This is a genomic window from Saccharopolyspora sp. NPDC002376 (genome assembly GCF_053593195.1).
The window spans coordinates 63,291-81,023 of record NZ_JBSFBZ010000024.1 but is presented as its reverse complement, the minus strand read 5'-3'; the positions used below and the strand labels follow the sequence as shown (position 1 = coordinate 81,023).

The window sequence follows — 17,733 nt, the reverse complement described above, 5'->3', positions numbered from 1 at the left end:
AAGCGAGGAGTGGTGGTGCGGAGCCTGGAAGGCAAGGTCGCGGTCGTCACCGGGGCGGGTGCCGGGTTGGGGCGCGCGGAAGCGCTGGCGCTGGCCCGGGCCGGAGCCGACGTGGTCGTCAACGACGTCACCGAACGTGCGGCGGAGGTGGTGGCCGAGATCGAGGAGATCGGCGGCAAAGCAGCCGCGGTGCTCGGCGACGTCTCGGCCAGCGAGACCGCGCAGGAACTGGTGTCCACCGCGGTGCAACGATTCGGCGGTCTGCACGTGGTGGTAAACAACGCCGGCGTGCTGCGCGACCGGATGTTGTTCAACATGACCGATCAGGAGTGGGACGACGTGATCCGCGTCCACCTGCGCGGCCACTTCTTGTTGTCCCGCAACGCTGCTGCGTTCTGGCGCGATCAGTACAAGCAGGACGGGAAGACCTACGGCAGCGTGATCAACACGGCGTCGGAGGCCTCCCTGCTCGGCGCTGCGGGGCAGCCGAACTACGCGGCGGCCAAAGCCGGAATCGCCGCGCTGACGGTGTCCACCGCGCGCGCCCTCGCCCGCATGGGCGTGCGGGCGAACACGATCTGCCCGCGAGCTCGGACGGCGATGACTGAGGAAGTGTTCGGCCCGGCGCCGGAGGACGGCGTCGATCCGCTGTCGACGGATCACGTCGCGCCGCTGGTCGCCTACCTGGCCTCGCCCGCTGCGGAGCGGATCAGCGGGCAGGTGTTCGTCGTGCACAGCGGGATGATCGCGCTCATGGCCGCGCCGGTCGTCGAGCAGCGCTTCGACACCGGTGGACCACTGTGGACCGCGGATGAGCTCGCCGACACCGTCGGGTCCTACTTCGCCAAGCGAGACCCGGAGCGGAACTTCGCCGCCGCAGAACTGCTCTCGCTTCCCTAGACGAACCACGCCGAACCCGCTGTGCAGGGAGGATTTTCGATGGCGCTGACCGTGCAGCAGCATCGCGACGCTGCTGGGCTCAAGGACGGATTGCTGCTAGTCGACGGCCAGTGGCGGCAGGCCCGCGCGGGCCGGACCTGGACCCACTACCACCCGGCGACCGGCGAGACAATCGGGGACATCGCCGTCGCCGATGTCGAGGACGTCGACGAAGCGGTGCGAGCCGCGCGGCGCGCGTTCGACGAGAGCCCGTGGCCGACGATGCGGGTGGGGGAGCGTTCCCGGCTGCTGCGCCGCTGCGCGGATCTGCTCCGGGACAACGCCGACGACCTGCGGGCGCGGCAGGCACTGGACAACAGCGTGCCGCTGTCGTTCGCCACCGTCTACGCGGGCTCGGTCGACGTGGCCGCCGACGTCTTCGACCACCACGCCGGGTGGATCGACAAGGCCGGTGGCGAGACCTTGCCGCCGTACCAGGGCGGCGACCACCTGGCGATGACGCTGCGCGAACCGATCGGCGTGGTGGCCGCGGTGCTGCCGTGGAACGCGCCGTTCCTGCTGTTCGCGCAGAAGATCGCGCCCGCGCTGGCCGCCGGCTGCACCGTGGTGATCAAGCCGTCCGAGTACGCGACGTTCTGCGTGCTGCGGATGGTGGAACTGCTGCAGGAGGCCGGAATTCCGGACGGCGTGGTCAACGTCGTGACCGGGCCCGGCGATCCGACCGGCGAAGCGCTGATCACCCACCCGCTGGTGGACAAGGTCAGCTTCACCGGCAGTCGCGAAGTCGGGCGACGGGTCATCGAGGCCTCAGCGGGCACCATGAAGCGGGTGTCGCTGGAGCTCGGCGGCAAGAGCCCGGCGATCGTGTTCCCGGACGGCGACGTCGGGTTGGCCGGCATGACCGCGATGGGCATGGTCACCCTCGGGCTGTCCGGGCAGGCGTGCGTGGCGACCACCAGGGCGCTGGTGCACCGCGACGCCTACGACGAGTTCGTCGGCGCGGCGGAGATGATCGCAGGCGCGGTGACCTACGGCGACCCGTTCGACCCCGGCGTGCTGTCCAGTCCGCTGATCAACCAGCGCCAGTTGGACCGGGTGCTCGGCTTCATCGAGCAGGGCCAGCAGGACGGTGCCCGGCTGGTCACCGGAGGTGGGCGAGCTGACGGCGACCTCAGCGCCGGGAACTTCGTGCAGCCGACCATCTTCGCCGACGTGGCCAACTCGATGACCATCGCGCAGCAGGAGATCTTCGGTCCGGTGCTGACGGTGGTGCCCTTCGACGACGAGGACGAAGCGGTGCGGCTGGCCAACGACACCGAGTACGGGCTCGGCGCCGGGGTGTACACGAAGGACGTGCAGCGGGCGTTCCGAGTGGCCAAGCGGATCCGCTGCGGAACGGTCGGCATCAACGGATTCCAGGTGGAGCCGCACCTGCCCTTCGGCGGGTACAAGCAGTCCGGGCTCGGCCGCGAGGGCGGGCGTTCTGCCTTCGAGGCCTACACCGAGCTCAAGACCGTCCTGTTGCCGCTGACCGAGGAGTTGATTTGAACCCTCCCCCTCGCCAGCGAGGGGGATTCCTGGCTCACGCTGCCTGGTCGCCAAGCCGACGATCAGGTCTTCCACGATCAACACCAGCCGGGTTGGAACCAGCCCGGTTTCCCCGAGGATCGGAGGTTGTTGTGCTGACTTGGTTCTCGTTCAGCACGTCACCAGGCTATCACCGGGCTCACATGCGCAGATTTGCTCTTCGCCTAGGGGGCTGGTGACGTGAGGTTGGCGGGCAAGGTTGCCATCGTCACCGGTGGCGCGCGGGGGCAGGGGGCGGCAGCCGCGCGGCGGTTCGTCGCCGAAGGCGCGCGGGTCTTGGTGGGCGACGTGGCCGACGAGCAGGGCAAGGAGCTGGTCGACGAGCTCGGACCGTCCGCCGTCTACCAGCACCTGGACGTCTCTTCCGAGGACGACTGGGTCGACGCGGTGCGTGCGGCGGGCGAGCTGGGCCGGATCGACGTGCTGGTCAACAACGCCGGGGTGCTGCACCTGTCGGAGCTGGCCGACACCAGCCTGGCCGACTACGAGCGGGTGATCCGGGTCAACCAGATCGGCACCTTCCTGGGCATGCGGGAGGTGATCCCGGCGATGTCCGACGGCGGCGGCTCGATCATCAACGTGTCCTCTGTGGAGGGCATCGGCGGGATGCCGCTGCTGGTGGCGTACTCGGCGAGCAAGTTCGCCATCCGCGGCATGACCAAGGTCGCGGCGATGGAGCTGGGCAAGCACGGCATCCGGGTCAACTCGGTGCACCCCGGGGTGATCGACACCCAGATGATCTCCGACGCAGCGGGCGGCCCGGTCCCGATGGACCACGTCGGCAAGCGAGTCGCCCTCGGCCGAGTCGGTCAACCTTCGGAGATCGCGGACCTGGTGGTGTTCCTCGCCAGCGACGAGAGTTCTTACTGCACCGGCGCGGAGTTCATCGCCGACGGCGGTGCGACGGCAACGCACTCACTCGTGTGAACGGGCGGGTGACGGGGAGTTCCTGGTGATGGCCCCGGATCGACGTTGATCGGGAGGTGGGCTGGTGGCGGTGCGGAGTGCTGGGACGGGTGCGTTCGTCCAGGTTGGACGGATGGCCACGTTGGGCTGGGAGGTGCTGCGGACAATGCCGCGGCGGCCCTTCCAGGTGCGGGAGGCCGTTCAGCAGGCGTGGTTCTTCGCCAGCGTGACGATCCTGCCGACCGCGATGGTGGCGATCCCGTTCGGCGCCGTCATCGCCATGCAGCTCGGGTCGTTGACCCAGCAGATCGGGGCGCAGTCGTTCACCGGCGCCGCCAGCGCGCTGGCCATCCTCCAGCAGGCCAGCCCGCTGATCACCGCGCTGCTGGTGGCCGGGGCGGGGGGCTCGGCGGTGTGCGCGGACATCGGTGCGCGCACCATCCGCGAGGAGATCGACGCGCTGCAGGTGCTGGGCGTCTCGCCGATCCACCGGCTGATCGTGCCCCGCGTGGTCGGCGCCATGCTGGTATCGCTGCTGCTCAACGGCATGGTCAGCGTCGTCGGCGTGCTCGGCGGCTACTTCTTCAACGTGATCCTCCAAGGCGGCACGCCCGGCGCCTACCTGGCCAGCTTCAACGCCCTCGCGCAGCTGCCGGACCTGTGGATCAGCGAGTTCAAGGCGCTGCTGTACGGGTTCGTGGCCGGCGTGGTCGCGGCCTATCGGGGGCTCAACCCGTCCGGCGGACCCAAGGGCGTGGGCGACGCGGTCAACCAGGCCGTGGTGATCACGTTCCTGCTGCTGTTCCTGATCAACCTGGTGCTCACCGGGATCTACCTGCAACTCGTGCCGACGAAGGGGTTGTGAGCCGATGGCCGTCGTCGAAGCCGCTTCCCCGGCGCGAAACCGTTTCTTGCGCGGACCTGGTGACGCGCTGGCCGACCTGGGCTGGCAGCTGTCGTTCTACCTGCGCGCTCTGGCTCTCGCCCCGGTCGCGCTGCGCCGCTACTCGCGCGAGACCGCGCGGCTGCTGACCGAGGTGGTGTTCGGCAGCGGGGCGCTGGCCGTCATCGGCGGCACCCTCGGCGTGATGATCGGCATGACGGTGGCCACCGGCGCGGTCGTCGGTCTGCAGGGCTACTCCTCGTTGGACCAGCTGGGCACCTCCGCGCTGACCGGGTTCATCGCCGCCTACTTCGACACCCGCGAGGTCGCGCCGCTGGCGGCAGGCCTGGCGCTGTCGGCGACCGTGGGTTGCGGGTTCACCGCGCAGCTGGGCGCGATGCGGATCTCCGACGAGATCGACGCGCTCGAGGTGATGGGCGTGCGGACCGTGCCGTACCTGGTGACCAGCCGGGTGCTGGCCGGGGTGACCGCGGTGATCCCGCTGTACGTGGTGGGGCTACTCGGTTCCTACTTCGCCTCCCGGCAGATCACCGTGTGGTTCTACGGCCAGTCCGCCGGTACCTACGACCACTACTTCCACCTGTTCCTGCCGCCGGAGGACGTGTTGTGGTCCTTCGGCAAGGTGATCGTGTTCAGCATCGCGGTGATCCTGACGCACTGCTACTACGGCTACACCGCGCGCGGCGGCCCGGCCGGGGTCGGCGTCGCCGTGGGTCGCGCGGTGCGCACCTCGATCGTGCTGATCTCGGTGCTGGACTTCTTCCTCAGCCTGGCGATCTGGGGTTCCACCACGACCGTGCGGATCTCGGGATGAGGGCCGGGCGGAGCAGGCGCCGCTACCAGGCGCTCGGGGCGGTGTTCCTGCTGGTGGCAGGGGCGTTCTTCGCGGGCACCATCGCGGTCTACCGCAAGGCGTTCACCTCGGTGGTGGCGGTGAGCCTGGAGACCGACCGGATCGGCAACCAGATGCGCGTCGGCGCCGATGTGAAGGCGCGTGGCGTGGTGGTCGGTGAGGTCCGCAACGTGCGCGCAGTCGGCGATCACGCGGTGCTGGACCTGGCGCTCAAGCCCGATCAGGCCGAGCTCATTCCGGCCAGCGCATCGGCGCGACTGCTGCCCAAGACGTTGTTCGGTGAGCGCTACGTTTCCTTGCAGATTCCGGAGAACGCCGGTTCGCAGGTGCTGGCCGAGGGCGATGTGATCCCGCAGGACCGCAGTGGTTCGGCGATCGAGGTCGAGAAGGTGCTCGACGAGCTGCTGCCTGTGCTGCAGGCGGTGCAGCCGGAGAAGCTGTCCACGACGCTGACCGCGGTGTCGCAGGCGCTGGACGGTCGCGGCGAGCAGCTGGGCGACACGTTGGTGCAGCTCGACGACTACCTGCAGCGGCTGAATCCTTCGCTGCCCAAGCTGGAGTCAGTCATCTCGCGCATCGACGACGTCGCTGACATCTACCACCAGGCAGCGCCGGATCTGGCGCAGGCGCTGGGGGATCTGACCATCACCAGCCAGACCATCGCCGAGCAGCGCACGCAGCTCCAGCACATGATCGGCGGCGTCACCAGCAGTGCTGACAGCCTCAACCGGTTCTTGGACCTGAACAAGAACAACCTGATCAACCTGACCAGCACGTCGCGGTCCACTTTGGAACTGCTGGCCGAGTACTCGCCGCAATACCCGTGCATGCTCAAGCAGTTCGCGGACTCCATCGAGCCCGGCGAGCGCTCCTTCGGCAAGGGCAGCGAGAACCCGGAGATCGCCAAGTTCACCATCGAGATCACCGGCAGCCGCGGCAAGTACGTGCCCGGGAAGGACGACCCGAAGTACCTGGACCAGCGGGGGCCGCGCTGCTACCCGTGGGTCGAGCCGCCGGACACCTTCCCGCAGTACCCGCCGGACGGACCGGTGCAGGACGGCTCGACGTTCCCGGAACCACCGCGCGACCGCGACGAGGTGTTCCCGTGGTCGTCGCCGGCGTCGACCACGACGCAGTCGGTGGCGAACTCGTCCGCTGAACGCGACCTGCTCTCGACATTGCTCGCACCGCAGATGGGCGTGGCCCGGGATGACGTGCCCGGCTGGAGCGGGCTGCTGGTCGGGCCGGTCTACCGCGGGGCGGAGGTGGAGGTCAAATGAGGTCGATCACTGCGCCGCTGCTCAAACTGGGGCTGTTCGCGCTGGTCACGGTGGTGTTGACCAGTGTGCTGGCGATGACCATCGCAGCGCAGACGTCCAGTTCGTCCAGCACCTACACCGCGCGGTTCGTCGACGCCTCCGGGCTCAACCTCGGCGACGACGTGCGGATGGCCGGGGTCAAGGTCGGCCGGGTCACCGGGCTGGAGGTCGTCGACGGCAAGCACGCGCTGATCAGCTTCGACATCGATGCGGACCGCCGGCTGCCGGGGGATGCCTCGGCGACGGTGAAGTACCGCAACTTGGCCGGGCAGCGGTACCTGGCGCTGGACGCGGCGATCCGCAACCCCGACGACGTGCTGGCGCCGGGCGGGGAGATCCCGCTGGAGCGCACCCACCCGGCGTTGAACCTCACCGCGCTGTTCAACGGGTTCAAGCCGCTGTTCCAAGCGCTTTCGCCGCAGGACGTCAACCAGCTCTCCGGTGAGATCGTGCAGGTGCTGCAGGGCGAATCGGGAACTGTGGACAGTCTGCTCGCGCACACCGCGTCGCTGACCACCACGCTCGCCCGCAAGGACGAGGTGATCGGCCAAGTGATCGACAACCTCAACACCGCGGTCGGCGCGGTGAATGCGCGCGGCCCGCAGCTGGGCGATTTGATCAACTCGTTGCAGCAGCTGACCAGCGGACTCGCCGAGCAGCGCAAACCCGTCGGTGAAGCCATCTCCGCGCTGGACGAGCTGGCCGGAACCACCGGCGATCTGCTCGCGCAAGGTCGAGAACCGTTGCGGCGCAACATCGTCGAACTCGACCGGGTCACCGGCGTGCTCAACGCCGACATGCCCAAACTGGAGCACGACCTGCAGACCGTGCCGGAGCGGCTCAACGCGCTGACCCGCACGGTCAGCTACGGGAGCTGGTTCAACTTCTACCTGTGCCGGATGTCGGGCACCGTCGGCATCTCCGACCTCAACATCAAGGTCCCGATCGTGCCCGTGCCGTTCTCGGAGATGCCGGAGAGGTGCCAGTCGTGAAACCGTTGCGGGAGCGGAACCAAGCGGCCGTCGGGCTGGTTACGGTCGTGCTGCTGCTGTGCGCGACGACGGGCGCGTTCTTCGCCAAGGACCTGCCGGTGTTCGGCGGGCGCACCTACCAGGCCTACTTCACCGAATCGGCCGGCCTCGACGCCGGCAACGACGTGCGGATCGCCGGAATCCGCAGCGGCGAGGTCACCGACGTCTCGCTGGAGAGCAACCGGGTGCTGGTGTCGTTCCGCGTGGACGACGCCGAGGTGGGCGACCGCAGCAAGGCCGGGATCGAGATCAAGACGCTGCTCGGCGAGAAGTTCCTGGCGCTGCAACCGGAAGGCGACCAGGAGCTGTCCGAGCCGATCCCGGTGGAGCGCACTGCTGCGCCGTACGACATCCCCGATGCGCTGGACCAGCTCACGCGCACCGCGGACCAGGTCGACACCCAGCAGCTCGCGCAGAGCTTCCGCACGCTCGCCGACACCTTCCGCGGCGCGCCGGAGCACTTCGGCGAGGCGGTGGACGGGCTTTCCGCGCTGTCGCAGACGATTTCCTCGCGCGACCAGCAGCTGGCCGAACTGCTGCGCAACACCAGCGGCGTCAGCAAGATCGTCGCCGACCGCGACGAACAGGTCCAGCGGCTGATCGCCGACGGCAACCTGCTGCTCAGCGAATTGCAACAACGCCGCAGCGCGATCTCCTCGCTGCTGAGCGGGACGCAGAAGCTCTCCGACGAGCTGCGCGGTCTGGTCGCCGACAACCAGGCGCAGCTGCGGCCGACGCTGGACAAGCTCAACCAGCTGACCGAGATGTTGCACCGCAATCAGGACAACCTGAGCCGCACCATCGAGGCGATGGCGCCGTACGTGCGCGGGTTCAACAACACCGTCGGCAACGGCCGGTGGTTCGACGGCTACATCTGCGGGTTGTTCCCGCCCCCGATCAACGCCGGTCCGCTGCAGACGAACAAGACCTCCTGCGAGCTGCCGGTGCCGAGCCGACCCGTCGGAGGTGGCTGATGTCCGAGCCGGACGAGTCGCGACCCCGCTCCAGAACGTTGAGCGGCAAGGTGATCGGCCTCGGGTGCGTGCTGTTGCTGCTGGTCAGCGCAGGTGTGTGGTGGGTGTCCAGCGGGTCGGGCAAGCAGCTGACCGCCTACTTCGACAAGGCCGTCGGTGTCTACGCCGGGTCGACCGTGCGGGTGCTCGGCGTCGAGGTGGGGCGGATCGACGCCGTGGTCCCGCAGGGCGAAGTTGTCCGGGTGGACCTGCACGTCGACGAGGACGTGCAGATCCCCGCCGACGTCAAGGCCGTGGTGGTGGCGCCGAGCCTGGTCAGCGACCGGTACGTGCAGCTCACCCCGGCCTACTCCGGTGGCCCGGAGCTCGCCTCCGGCGCGGTGCTGGAGAAGGACCGAACGGCAACCCCGGCTGAGCTGGACGAGCTCTACCGCAGTGCCAGGACGCTCGCGCAGGCGCTCGGGCCGGACGGGGCGAACAACACCGGGGCGTTGACGGACGTGCTGAACACCTCGGCCGCGGCATTGAACGGCAACGGCGCGGACCTCAACACCACCGTCAAACAGCTCGGCGACCTGGCCGGAACTCTGCAGGAGAACCAGGGCGACCTGTTCGCCACGGTGGACAACCTCAACAAGTTCACCGCCGCGTTGGCCGCCAGCGACGGGCAGATCCGGCAGTTCAACGGACGTCTCGCCGACGTCGCCGGGTTCCTCGGTAGCGAGCAGGAGCAGATGGGTGCAGCGCTGGGGTCGCTTTCCGGGGCGTTGGGCGACGTTTCGACGTTCATCCGGGACAACCGCGAGCAGATCGCATCCAATGTGGACAACCTGGCCGGCGTGACGCAGGCGCTGGTGGAACAGCGCAAGGCGCTGGGTGAAGTGCTCGACGTGGCGCCGTTGGGCGCGACGAACTTCATCAACGCTTACGACGCGGCCTCCGGCAGCGTGACCGTGCGCGGCCACATCAACGAGCTGACCAACCCGCCGATCATGATGGTGTGCAAGCTGATCCAGTACAGCATGCCGGAACCGGTGCCGGACGAGCTCAAGAAGGCGTGCGACGAAGTGGCGCCGGTGCTCGACGGCAAGCTCGGGCTGCCCTCGATCGGCGAGACCATGCACTACCTCCAGCAGGGCGAACTGCCACCGCTGCCGTTGCCGCTGGTGGACGCCAACCGCAAGGGAGGCGGCCAATGAGAGTCCGTCGGCGTATGCCGTCCGCGCTTGTGGAAGCGGCGTCAGCCGCTCAGCGACCACCCAAGCAGCGCAACCACCAACAAGCTCTGAGGCGAGGCGCGCTGGTCCTGGTGCTGTTCATCGTGTCCGGTTGCTCTGCGGGCGGGTTCACCGGTCTCTACAACGCGCCGTTGCCCGGCGGTGCCGAGCTGGGCGACCGGCCGTACCGGGTGAGCGCGCAGTTCGCCGACGTGCTGGACCTGGTGCCGCAGTCCAGCGTGAAGGTCAACGACGTGCCGGTCGGCCGGGTGGAGAGCATCGAGCTCGGCCCGGACAACACCACGGCGCTGGTGTCGATGTCGGTCAACGGTGACGTGCGGTTGCCGGCCAACGCCGACGCCCGACTTCGGCAGTCCAGCTTGCTGGGGGAGAAGTTCGTCGAACTCGCCGAGCCCGCGAAGCCCGCATCCGACGAGCTCGCCGACGGTGCGGTGATCCCGCTGGAGCGCACCAACCGCAACCCGCAGGTCGAGGAGGTGCTCGGCGCGCTGTCGATGCTGCTCAACGGCGGTGGGGTGGCGCAGGTGCAGGACATCGTGCGGGAGCTGAACAAGGCCTTCACCGGCAACGAGCCGGAAATCCGCTCCCTGCTGAACAACCTGAACGAGACGGTGTCCAGGTTGGACGGTCAGAAGGAGAACATCACCCGGGCCATCGATGGGCTCGACCGGCTGTCGACGACGCTGCGGGAGGAAACCGGCACGGTTTCCGACGCGCTCGACAAGATCGGGCCGGGTTTGCAGGCGCTGAACGAGCAGCGCGACCAGCTGGTGGGGATGCTGCAGTCGCTGGACCGGCTCTCCGGCGTCGCGGTCGACACCGTCAACCGCAGCAAGGACGACATGCTCGCCGACCTGCGCGCGCTGACGCCCACGCTGCAGAAGCTCGCAGACACCGGCGCCGCGCTGCCGGACGCCATCGGCTATCTGGCGACCTACCCGTTCCCGGAGTACGTGATGAAGCCGCTCAAGGGCGACTTCGTCAACGCCGACGTCCGCTTCGACCTGGACCTGAGCGGCATCGTGGAGAACCTCACGCGCTCCTCCGGGCCGCTGATCCCGATCCCCGGCATCAGCGACTCCGGGCAGTCGGGCCTGCGGCTGCCGCCACCAGCGGAGCAGCTGCCACCGCTGCCGCTGCCGGCCCCGTCGGAGCCCGACCCGAAGCCGCTGCTCCCCGTCCCACCGCTGCCGGGAGGCCAGTGATGTTCAGTCGCAAGACCAAGGTGCAGATGGCGTTGTTCCTGGTCCTGGCTGTGGTCGGCGTCGGCTACACCGGTGGTCGCTACGCCGGGCTGGACCGGTTCTTCGGCGGCAGCGGCTACTCGGTGACCGTGCAGCTGGCCGATTCCGGCGGGCTGTTCACCAACTCCGAGGTCACCTACCGCGGCGTGGCGGTGGGGCGGGTCACCGCGATGCGGTTGACCGCGTCCGGCCTCGACGCCGAGCTGCACATCGACGACTCCGCCCCGCCGATCCCCACCGACACCCGTGCGGCGGTGGCCAACCGGTCGGCGGTCGGCGAGCAGTACCTGGACCTGCGGCCGGGCCGCGACGGCGGTCCGCACCTGGCGGACGGGGCGGTGATCGCGCAGGACCGCACCGACGTGCCGCTGCCGCCGGAGTCGTTGCTGGTCGACCTGGACCGGCTGGTCGGCAGCGTTCCGGTCGACGACCTGCGCACGGTCGTCGACGAGGTCGGCACCGCCTTCGACGGCACCGGCGCGCACCTGCAACGCCTGCTGGACGCGACCAGCTCGGTCACCGCCGCGGCCCAGCAGCATCTGCCGCAGACGACAGAACTGCTGGACAACAGCGACGTCGTGCTGCGCACCCAGCAGGAGCAGGGCGAGCAGATCAAGTCGTTCAGCAGTGGCTTGCGGCAGATCTCCGGGCGGCTCAAGGAATCCGACCCTGACCTGCGCGGGATCATCCGGGATGCGCCCGTGGCCAGCCAGGAGGTCCAGGGGCTGCTGGACAGCGCGGGCACCGACTTCGGCGTGGTGACGGCCAACCTGCTGACCACGATGAAGATCACCGAGGTCCGCACGGCGGGCATGGAGCAGCTGCTGGTGGCGATGCCGGTGATCTCGGCGTTCTCGCACACGCTGTCCCCGGACGGCACCGGTCACCTCGGCCTGGTCCTGAACTTCTTCAACCCGATCGCCTGCACCAGGGGCTACGAGGGCACGCCCCGCCGCCCCGGCAGCGAAACGGCCCCCGGCCCGACCAACGAGGACCTGCACTGCGCCGAACCCCCGGGCAGTGTGATCAGCGTCCGCGGCTCCCAGAACGCACCGCGCGAGCCGATCCCGGACCCGGTCGAACCTCCGCCGCCGTTCAAGCCGTAGGGGACCCGTCGGCACCGGCGACACCGTGCGCTACGCAACCGGCCAGCCGCAGGTGATCAACCCGCGCGGCAACGACGTCTCCCAGGGGCGGCTCCGCGACCTCCTGAGTCCGGCGGTGGGTGCGATCTCGCGGTTGGAGCTCTGCGAGATCGCGCCCTGATCAAGCCGGTTTGCGTCCGAAGTGGACTGTTTTCGCGGTGAGCAGGAACAGGTCCGAGCGCCGGTCGATGCCCGCCGGATCGGTCGGATCGAGCAGCCGGTCCAAGGTCGCGAGGTCCTCGGCGTCCAGCTGCCCTTCGAGGCCGTGGCGGTAGCGCTCGACAGTTCCCCGCACCCATCGCCGGGTGTCGTCGTCCAGCGGGGCCGGGCGGTCCACCAGGAACGTCTTGCTGCGAGTCTCGACGAGTCCGGCCGTCCGCAGCATGTCCGCCCAGGTCTCCACGGCGGCGACTGATCCGGGCAGCTCAGCGCGCATCTGGTTGAACCGCTCGGACATCGCCGCGTCGATCCGCGCCTGCAGGCCGGGTCGGCCGAAGCCGAGGTCGTTCGGCAGCCACCGGGTCGGCAACCCGCCCTCCACGACCGCCAGCACTCCGTCCGTCGTCAGCAGTCGTGCCATCCGGTTCAGCGCGTCCTGCTGATCGCCGACGTGGTGCACGGCCTGCGCCGACCAGATCAGGTCCGCGGCCTCCAACTCGTCCAGGCCAGTCGGGAACTCTGCCTCTCGGGTGCGCAGCTCAACGCCGAGCAGCTTCGCCCGCTGCTCGGCCCGCGCCAGCAGCTCCGGCGTGCCGTCGACCGCGGTCACCTCGGCCTTCGGGAACGCCGCCGCCAGCTGGCAGGCAGCCACACCGGGACCGCTGCCGATGTCCATGATCCGCTTCGGCTCCAGGTGCGCCAGCTCCGCCAGCGCCTGCTGCACGTACGGGCGGTTCGCCTCGCCTTCGAGCTCCATCACATCGGCCATCGCGGCCCAGTCGAGGTCGGTCATCTGCACTCCAATCCGTGATGTTCCGACACCACGATGCGCGCGCCCCGGCCGGCTTGACAAACCTTGTTGCTGTTTCTGCAATGAGGTCATGGACGAAGTGCTCGCCGCGGTCGGACCGCGCCTCAGAGGGATCCGCCAGCAGCGCAACTGCACCCTGTCGGCGCTGTCGGAGAAGACCGGGATCTCGGTCAGCACGCTCTCGCGCCTGGAGTCCGGGCAGCGCAAACCGAGCCTGGAGCTGCTGCTGCCGATCGCCCACGCCCACCAGGTGCCGCTGGACGAGCTGGTCGGCGCGCCGCCGGTCGGCGACCCGCGAGTGCGGATGAAGCCGGTCAAGCACGGCGACGCCACCACGGTGGTGCCGCTGACCCAGCAGCCGGGCGGGCTGCAGGCGTTCAAGATGATCATCGGTCCCGCGCGCAGCGAGCCGGACCCGCGCACCCACGAGGGCTACGAGTGGCTGTACGTGCTGAGCGGGAAGCTGCGGCTGGTGCTCGCCCAGCACGACGTGGTGCTCAAGGTGGGGGAGGCCGCCGAGTTCGACACCCGCCTCCCGCACTGGTTCGGCAGCACCGGTGACGCGCCCGTTGAGGTCCTGAGCCTGTTCGGGCCGCAGGGCGAGCGGATGCACGTCCGGGCCAAGCCGGCCTCGTGAGCGTCCCTCACCACTCGCGAACCTCGCGCCACTCCCGCACCTGTTTGCCCAGGTGGACGCACCTGCGAGCAGTTCCCATACTGAGGATGTTGGCCTCGCGGGACTCGAGAGGGGTGCGTGATGGGGCGCGCGGTAGGTATCGACCTGGGGACGACGAACTCCGTGGTGGCCGTGCTGGAGGGCGGCGAAGCCACCGTGATCGCGAACTCCGAGGGCTCGCGGACCACACCGTCGGTGGTGGCCTTCGCGAAGAACGGCGACCTGCTGGTCGGTCAGCCAGCGAAGAACCAGGCGGTCACCAACGTGGACCGCACGATCCGGTCGGTCAAGCGGCACATGGGCACCGACTGGAGCGTCCAGATCGATGACAAGGCCTACACGCCGCAGGAGATCAGCGCTCGCGTGCTGATGAAGCTCAAGCGGGACGCCGAGGCGTACCTGGGCGAGGACGTCACCGACGCGGTGGTCACGGTGCCCGCCTACTTCGACGATTCGCAGCGGCAGACCACGAAGGAAGCCGGTCAGATCGCCGGGCTCACCGTGCTGCGGATCATCAACGAGCCAACCGCCGCGGCCCTGGCCTACGGGCTGGAGAAGGGGGAGAAGGAGCAGACGATCCTGGTCTTCGATCTCGGCGGTGGAACCTTCGACGTCTCGCTGCTCGACGTCGGTGAAGGGCTGGTCGAGGTCAAGGCCACCTCCGGCGACACCCACCTGGGCGGCGACGACTGGGACGAGCGCATCGTCGAGTGGCTGGTCGAGCGGTTCCGCGCGTCCGCTGGCATCGACCTGACCAAGGACCGGATGGCCATGCAGCGGATCAAGGAAGCCGCGGAAAAGGCCAAGATCGAGCTGTCCAGTTCCTCGCAGACCAACATCAACCTGCCCTACATCACGGTCGACGCGGACAAGAACCCGATGTTCCTGGACGAGACGCTGTCCCGCGCCGAGTTCGAACGGATCACCTCCGACCTGCTGGAGCGCTGCCGCAAGCCGTTCGGCAACGCGATCCGGGACGCCGGGATCAAGGTCGGCGACATCAACCACGTGGTGCTGGTGGGCGGCGCGACGCGGATGCCGGCGGTGACCGACCTGGTGCGCGAGCTGACCGACGGCAAGGAACCGAACAAGGGCGTGAACCCGGACGAGGTCGTCGCCGTTGGCGCCAGCCTGCAGGCCGGTGTCCTGCGCGGTGAGGTCAAGGACGTCCTGCTGCTCGACGTCACCCCGCTGTCGCTGGGGATCGAGACCAAGGGCGGGATCATGACGAGACTGATCGAGCGCAACACCACGATCCCGACCAAGCGCTCCGAAACCTTCACCACGGCTGAGGACAACCAGCCGTCGGTGATGATCCAGGTGTTCCAGGGCGAGCGGGAAATGGCGGCGCACAACAAGAAGCTCGGCATGTTCGAGCTGACCGGTCTGCCGCCGGCGCCGCGCGGGCTGCCGCAGATCGAGGTCACCTTCGACATCGACGCCAACGGCATCGTGCACGTCTCCGCCAAGGACCTGGGCACCGGTCGCCACCAGTCCATCAAGATCAGCGGTGGCTCGGCGCTGCCGAAGGACGACATCGACCGGATGGTCAAGGACGCCGAAGCGCACGCGGAGGAAGACCGAAAGCGCCGCGAGGAGGCCGAAACCCGCAACCAGGCCGAAACACTCGTCTACCAAACGGAGAAGGTCCTCACCGACAACGCGGACAAGATCCCGGCCGACACCCGGACGCAGGTCCAGGATGCGATCAAGGGCGTCAACGAAGCGCTGAAAGGTGATGACGTGGAACGCATCCGATCGGCGGTTGACCACTTGGCGACCGCATCCCAGGCCATCGGGCAAGCCATCTACGGCCAAGCGCCGCCGAGCGCGGAACCGGAAGCCGGGGACGAGGACGTCGTGGACGCCGAGATCATCGACGAGGACGACAAGAAGAAGGACTGACGAACTGGTCTGTTCCAGTGAAACCCCGAGCTTTCGCTATGCGTTCCAGTGGTTCTGGATAACCTGATAGGTCCTCGAAAGATCCCGTGCGAGCGGCATTGCGAGGTCTGGGGTGGAGTGCAGCTTCTGGGAATTCGGCGCGATCGTGCGGCACGAGAAGGCCCGCCACGACACCGGGGGCGTCTCGTCTGCGGAAGCACAGCGCAGGTTCGACATCCCGGCATTCGTCACGTCCCGCGACAGCGGACTGGAACAGCCGGAAGACCCGAAGGCAGTGCTGGAAGCAGCCGAGGACAGCGTGCGAGCCAAGGGCTGGATCGACCACGGTCGTTTGAACGACGAGTGGTACGAGATCGTGTCTGCCCTGGCCTACGGCCACTCGCTTACGTACCTGTACCTGACTGAGCCCGACGAGCCGGAAACCCGCGCGATGACGGCGGTGAACAACCTGGCGTTCCGCATCGTCCTGCGAGGTGACCGCGTGCGGATCGATGAAGTCGGCACGGCCGCGGCGGAACGATCGGTCGTGGAGTGCCTACCCGATGTCAACCCGGCGAACGGGCGAAGTGTCCTCGTACCAACGGAAATCCTCTCGGCAGCAGCACTAGAAGCCGAGAACCACAAGGCAGACCAAGGCGATTGGATAGCCTACGAACTCGGCCAAGCAGACGTGGACCCGTCCGACGCTCGAGAAGTGGGCCGGCTCGCGACACTAGTCGACCGAGTCATCGGGCAGTTCAATGTCGCCAGCAGGGATGTCGTGGGTCGAAACCACATCGCTCCGTGGGTGATCACGGCGCACCACGGTTCCTCGGGGCGCGTTGTACAAATTCCGCAACCGCCGTCCGGTGCAGAAGTACTGGTCACTCCAGGGGATTCGGAGCTCATCGCTGATTCCTTGCGCATCTACCATGACGAGCTCGCCCTGTTTCGCGAACGGCGACAGTGAACACGAATGCGCTGGTGTAGTACACGTCCGGCGTATTCAGCTAGGCAACTTCTTGCCAAGGCTCTTATTTCCTGGCTTTATGTGACAATATCAGCTGCCCCCTCGGGATTCGGGAGGCGATCAGGTGTGAGTGCCCCGGTGCCACCGCAGCGAGCGGTGGAAACATCTGCTGAGGGCGAGGATCTGACCTCGTTCCACCCGCTCACCGGCGCGGCGTTGATCGAATCCGGAACGCAAACATTTCACATTCAGCCCGATCGGCTTCCGCGGGTTCTCGCCGGATTGGACGAGGTTCTCGCTAAATACGAAAACATTTACAACATGGCGCTGCGGCTCTCGAGTGCCGGTCCGCCCTTCTTGGATGACGTGACGGTCAACGAGATCAAGAGAATTCGTGAACGGGCCCGCGGCGGCGATGGAAGCTTGTCCGACTTTGCTCGGGGCATGGCTGACTGGGTCATGGGCTTCCAGGATGCGGTGCAGCGAGCGGTCCAGGACCACCAGCGCATCGATGAAGAAAGCAGCATGGGATGACCCGGCGCGGCGCAGCGGTTTTGCTGGTAGCGGTCGGCGGGGTGCTTGTAGCGGTGATAGTCGGATGGTTCGCCGCTACATTCAGGGCTTCTGAGCAGATGATTGCTGGCCGCCCGACGACGGTGGCAAATGACCCGTTCCGCATCGATCAGCCGAAAGAGCTCAACGCGATCCAGGATCCTTGCCGACTGTTGAATCCGCAGCAGCGAGAGCTGCTTGCTGCTCTGCCGACCGGCGCGACTGAGCCGACCCCGTGGGGGCAGCAGGCTTGCCTTTGGCGGAATCAGCGGATCACGGTCAGCGTCGCCCCCAATACGGTCCAGAGAGACGGGCTGAGGTACGCGGCGAAGGTGGTCGCTGATGGTGAGCCAACTGCGCAGGTCGCCGGGTATCCGGCAGTACACGACGGGGTCAGCAGCGGGGCTTGTGGAACCGTTGTGGGCACGTCGGACACTGCGGTCGTGCTGGTTAGTTTTCAGGTCGGGCCTGAAGGGCGTGGAAATCCGGATTATGCGGATCCTTGTGCGATGTCCGACAGGATCGCGGAGATGGTGCTGTCGAACCTCCCTTCGCGCTGAGGGAGAAGCTCCTGCAGGAC

At 68.0% G+C, this 17,733-nt stretch carries 18 protein-coding genes; 17 read left to right on the top strand and 1 reads right to left on the bottom strand.

Features of this window, described 5'->3' with window-relative positions:
- The first annotated feature begins 12 nt into the window (after nucleotides 1-12).
- From ACWCO2_RS17930 to ACWCO2_RS17875, 12 genes are all read left to right on the top strand, one after another.
- Entirely contained in the window at nucleotides 13-900 is an 888-nt protein-coding gene (locus tag ACWCO2_RS17930) for a 3-oxoacyl-ACP reductase (protein ID WP_450128839.1), read from the top strand.
- 39 nt (nucleotides 901-939) lie between these two features.
- Nucleotides 940-2,448, top strand: coding sequence for an aldehyde dehydrogenase family protein (locus ACWCO2_RS17925; protein ID WP_450128838.1), 1,509 nt, complete (start codon nucleotides 940-942; stop codon nucleotides 2,446-2,448).
- A gap of 219 nt (nucleotides 2,449-2,667) precedes the next feature.
- Nucleotides 2,668-3,414: a glucose 1-dehydrogenase gene (locus ACWCO2_RS17920; protein ID WP_450128837.1), complete on the top strand. Its 747-nt coding sequence runs from the start codon at nucleotides 2,668-2,670 to the stop codon at nucleotides 3,412-3,414.
- A gap of 112 nt (nucleotides 3,415-3,526) precedes the next feature.
- Entirely contained in the window at nucleotides 3,527-4,258 is a 732-nt protein-coding gene (locus ACWCO2_RS17915; RefSeq protein WP_450128836.1) for an MlaE family ABC transporter permease, read from the top strand.
- A gap of 4 nt (nucleotides 4,259-4,262) precedes the next feature.
- A complete protein-coding gene (locus tag ACWCO2_RS17910; RefSeq protein WP_270951234.1) occupies nucleotides 4,263-5,111 on the top strand; it encodes an MlaE family ABC transporter permease in 849 nt (282 codons plus the stop codon).
- Complete coding sequence (locus tag ACWCO2_RS17905) at nucleotides 5,108-6,430, top strand: MCE family protein (RefSeq protein ID WP_450128835.1); 1,323 nt, start codon at nucleotides 5,108-5,110, stop codon at nucleotides 6,428-6,430. The genes ACWCO2_RS17910 and ACWCO2_RS17905 overlap by 4 nt, the downstream gene beginning before the upstream one ends.
- On the top strand, nucleotides 6,427-7,461 hold the full coding sequence (locus tag ACWCO2_RS17900; RefSeq protein ID WP_450128834.1) for an MCE family protein: 1,035 nt from the start codon (nucleotides 6,427-6,429) through the stop codon (nucleotides 7,459-7,461). Before ACWCO2_RS17905 ends, ACWCO2_RS17900 begins: the two co-directional genes overlap by 4 nt.
- Nucleotides 7,458-8,474 (top strand): MCE family protein, encoded by a 1,017-nt coding sequence (locus ACWCO2_RS17895; protein ID WP_450128833.1) that lies wholly within the window; start codon nucleotides 7,458-7,460, stop codon nucleotides 8,472-8,474. Before ACWCO2_RS17900 ends, ACWCO2_RS17895 begins: the two co-directional genes overlap by 4 nt.
- Entirely contained in the window at nucleotides 8,474-9,673 is a 1,200-nt protein-coding gene (locus ACWCO2_RS17890; RefSeq protein ID WP_450128832.1) for an MCE family protein, read from the top strand. The genes ACWCO2_RS17895 and ACWCO2_RS17890 overlap by 1 nt, the downstream gene beginning before the upstream one ends.
- A 14-nt stretch (nucleotides 9,674-9,687) precedes the next feature.
- Nucleotides 9,688-10,917 (top strand): MCE family protein, encoded by a 1,230-nt coding sequence (locus ACWCO2_RS17885; protein ID WP_450128831.1) that lies wholly within the window; start codon nucleotides 9,688-9,690, stop codon nucleotides 10,915-10,917.
- Entirely contained in the window at nucleotides 10,917-12,062 is a 1,146-nt protein-coding gene (locus ACWCO2_RS17880; protein ID WP_450128830.1) for an MCE family protein, read from the top strand. The genes ACWCO2_RS17885 and ACWCO2_RS17880 overlap by 1 nt, the downstream gene beginning before the upstream one ends.
- Before the next feature lie 25 nt (nucleotides 12,063-12,087).
- Entirely contained in the window at nucleotides 12,088-12,222 is a 135-nt protein-coding gene (locus tag ACWCO2_RS17875; protein WP_450128829.1) for a hypothetical protein, read from the top strand.
- Here the strand turns inward: ACWCO2_RS17875 and ACWCO2_RS17870 are convergent, their stop codons facing one another.
- Nucleotides 12,223-13,053 carry a class I SAM-dependent methyltransferase gene (locus ACWCO2_RS17870; RefSeq protein WP_450128828.1) on the bottom strand — a complete coding sequence of 277 codons (831 nt, stop codon included), beginning with the start codon at nucleotides 13,051-13,053 and terminating at the stop codon, nucleotides 12,223-12,225. It abuts the gene before it with no gap.
- 88 nt (nucleotides 13,054-13,141) lie between these two features.
- On the opposite strand from ACWCO2_RS17870, the gene ACWCO2_RS17865 reads away from it, so the two are divergent.
- From ACWCO2_RS17865 to ACWCO2_RS17845, 5 genes are all read left to right on the top strand, one after another.
- Entirely contained in the window at nucleotides 13,142-13,708 is a 567-nt protein-coding gene (locus ACWCO2_RS17865) for a helix-turn-helix domain-containing protein (protein WP_450128827.1), read from the top strand.
- A 120-nt stretch (nucleotides 13,709-13,828) separates the two neighbouring features.
- Nucleotides 13,829-15,652 carry a molecular chaperone DnaK gene (gene dnaK, locus ACWCO2_RS17860; protein ID WP_450128826.1) on the top strand — a complete coding sequence of 608 codons (1,824 nt, stop codon included), beginning with the start codon at nucleotides 13,829-13,831 and terminating at the stop codon, nucleotides 15,650-15,652.
- Between the two features lie 112 nt (nucleotides 15,653-15,764).
- Nucleotides 15,765-16,601, top strand: a complete 837-nt coding sequence (locus ACWCO2_RS17855) for an ESX secretion-associated protein EspG (RefSeq protein WP_450128825.1) — start codon at nucleotides 15,765-15,767, stop codon at nucleotides 16,599-16,601.
- Between the two features lie 126 nt (nucleotides 16,602-16,727).
- The gene (locus ACWCO2_RS17850) at nucleotides 16,728-17,135 is read left to right on the top strand and encodes a hypothetical protein (RefSeq protein ID WP_450128824.1); all 408 of its coding nucleotides are present in this window, start codon (nucleotides 16,728-16,730) and stop codon (nucleotides 17,133-17,135) included.
- A complete protein-coding gene (locus tag ACWCO2_RS17845; RefSeq protein WP_450128823.1) occupies nucleotides 17,132-17,713 on the top strand; it encodes a DUF3558 domain-containing protein in 582 nt (193 codons plus the stop codon). Before ACWCO2_RS17850 ends, ACWCO2_RS17845 begins: the two co-directional genes overlap by 4 nt.
- Nucleotides 17,714-17,733: the final 20 nt, after the last annotated feature.

Excerpts from the sequence above, each read along its gene's own strand:
- ACWCO2_RS17880 (WP_450128830.1), top strand. The coding sequence starts at position 10,917 with ATGTTCAGTCGCAAGACCAAGGTGCAGATGGCGTTGTTCCTGGTCCTG.
- ACWCO2_RS17900 (WP_450128834.1), top strand. The coding sequence starts at position 6,427 with ATGAGGTCGATCACTGCGCCGCTGCTCAAACTGGGGCTGTTCGCGCTG.
- ACWCO2_RS17915 (WP_450128836.1), top strand. The coding sequence starts at position 3,527 with ATGGCCACGTTGGGCTGGGAGGTGCTGCGGACAATGCCGCGGCGGCCC.
- ACWCO2_RS17845 (WP_450128823.1), top strand. The coding sequence starts at position 17,132 with ATGACCCGGCGCGGCGCAGCGGTTTTGCTGGTAGCGGTCGGCGGGGTG.
- dnaK (WP_450128826.1), top strand. The coding sequence starts at position 13,829 with ATGGGGCGCGCGGTAGGTATCGACCTGGGGACGACGAACTCCGTGGTG.
- ACWCO2_RS17905 (WP_450128835.1), top strand. The coding sequence starts at position 5,108 with ATGAGGGCCGGGCGGAGCAGGCGCCGCTACCAGGCGCTCGGGGCGGTG.
- ACWCO2_RS17870 (WP_450128828.1), bottom strand. The coding sequence starts at position 13,053 with ATGACCGACCTCGACTGGGCCGCGATGGCCGATGTGATGGAGCTCGAA.
- ACWCO2_RS17890 (WP_450128832.1), top strand. The coding sequence starts at position 8,474 with ATGTCCGAGCCGGACGAGTCGCGACCCCGCTCCAGAACGTTGAGCGGC.
- ACWCO2_RS17865 (WP_450128827.1), top strand. The coding sequence starts at position 13,142 with ATGGACGAAGTGCTCGCCGCGGTCGGACCGCGCCTCAGAGGGATCCGC.
- ACWCO2_RS17925 (WP_450128838.1), top strand. The coding sequence starts at position 940 with ATGGCGCTGACCGTGCAGCAGCATCGCGACGCTGCTGGGCTCAAGGAC.
- ACWCO2_RS17910 (WP_270951234.1), top strand. The coding sequence starts at position 4,263 with ATGGCCGTCGTCGAAGCCGCTTCCCCGGCGCGAAACCGTTTCTTGCGC.
- ACWCO2_RS17885 (WP_450128831.1), top strand. The coding sequence starts at position 9,688 with ATGCCGTCCGCGCTTGTGGAAGCGGCGTCAGCCGCTCAGCGACCACCC.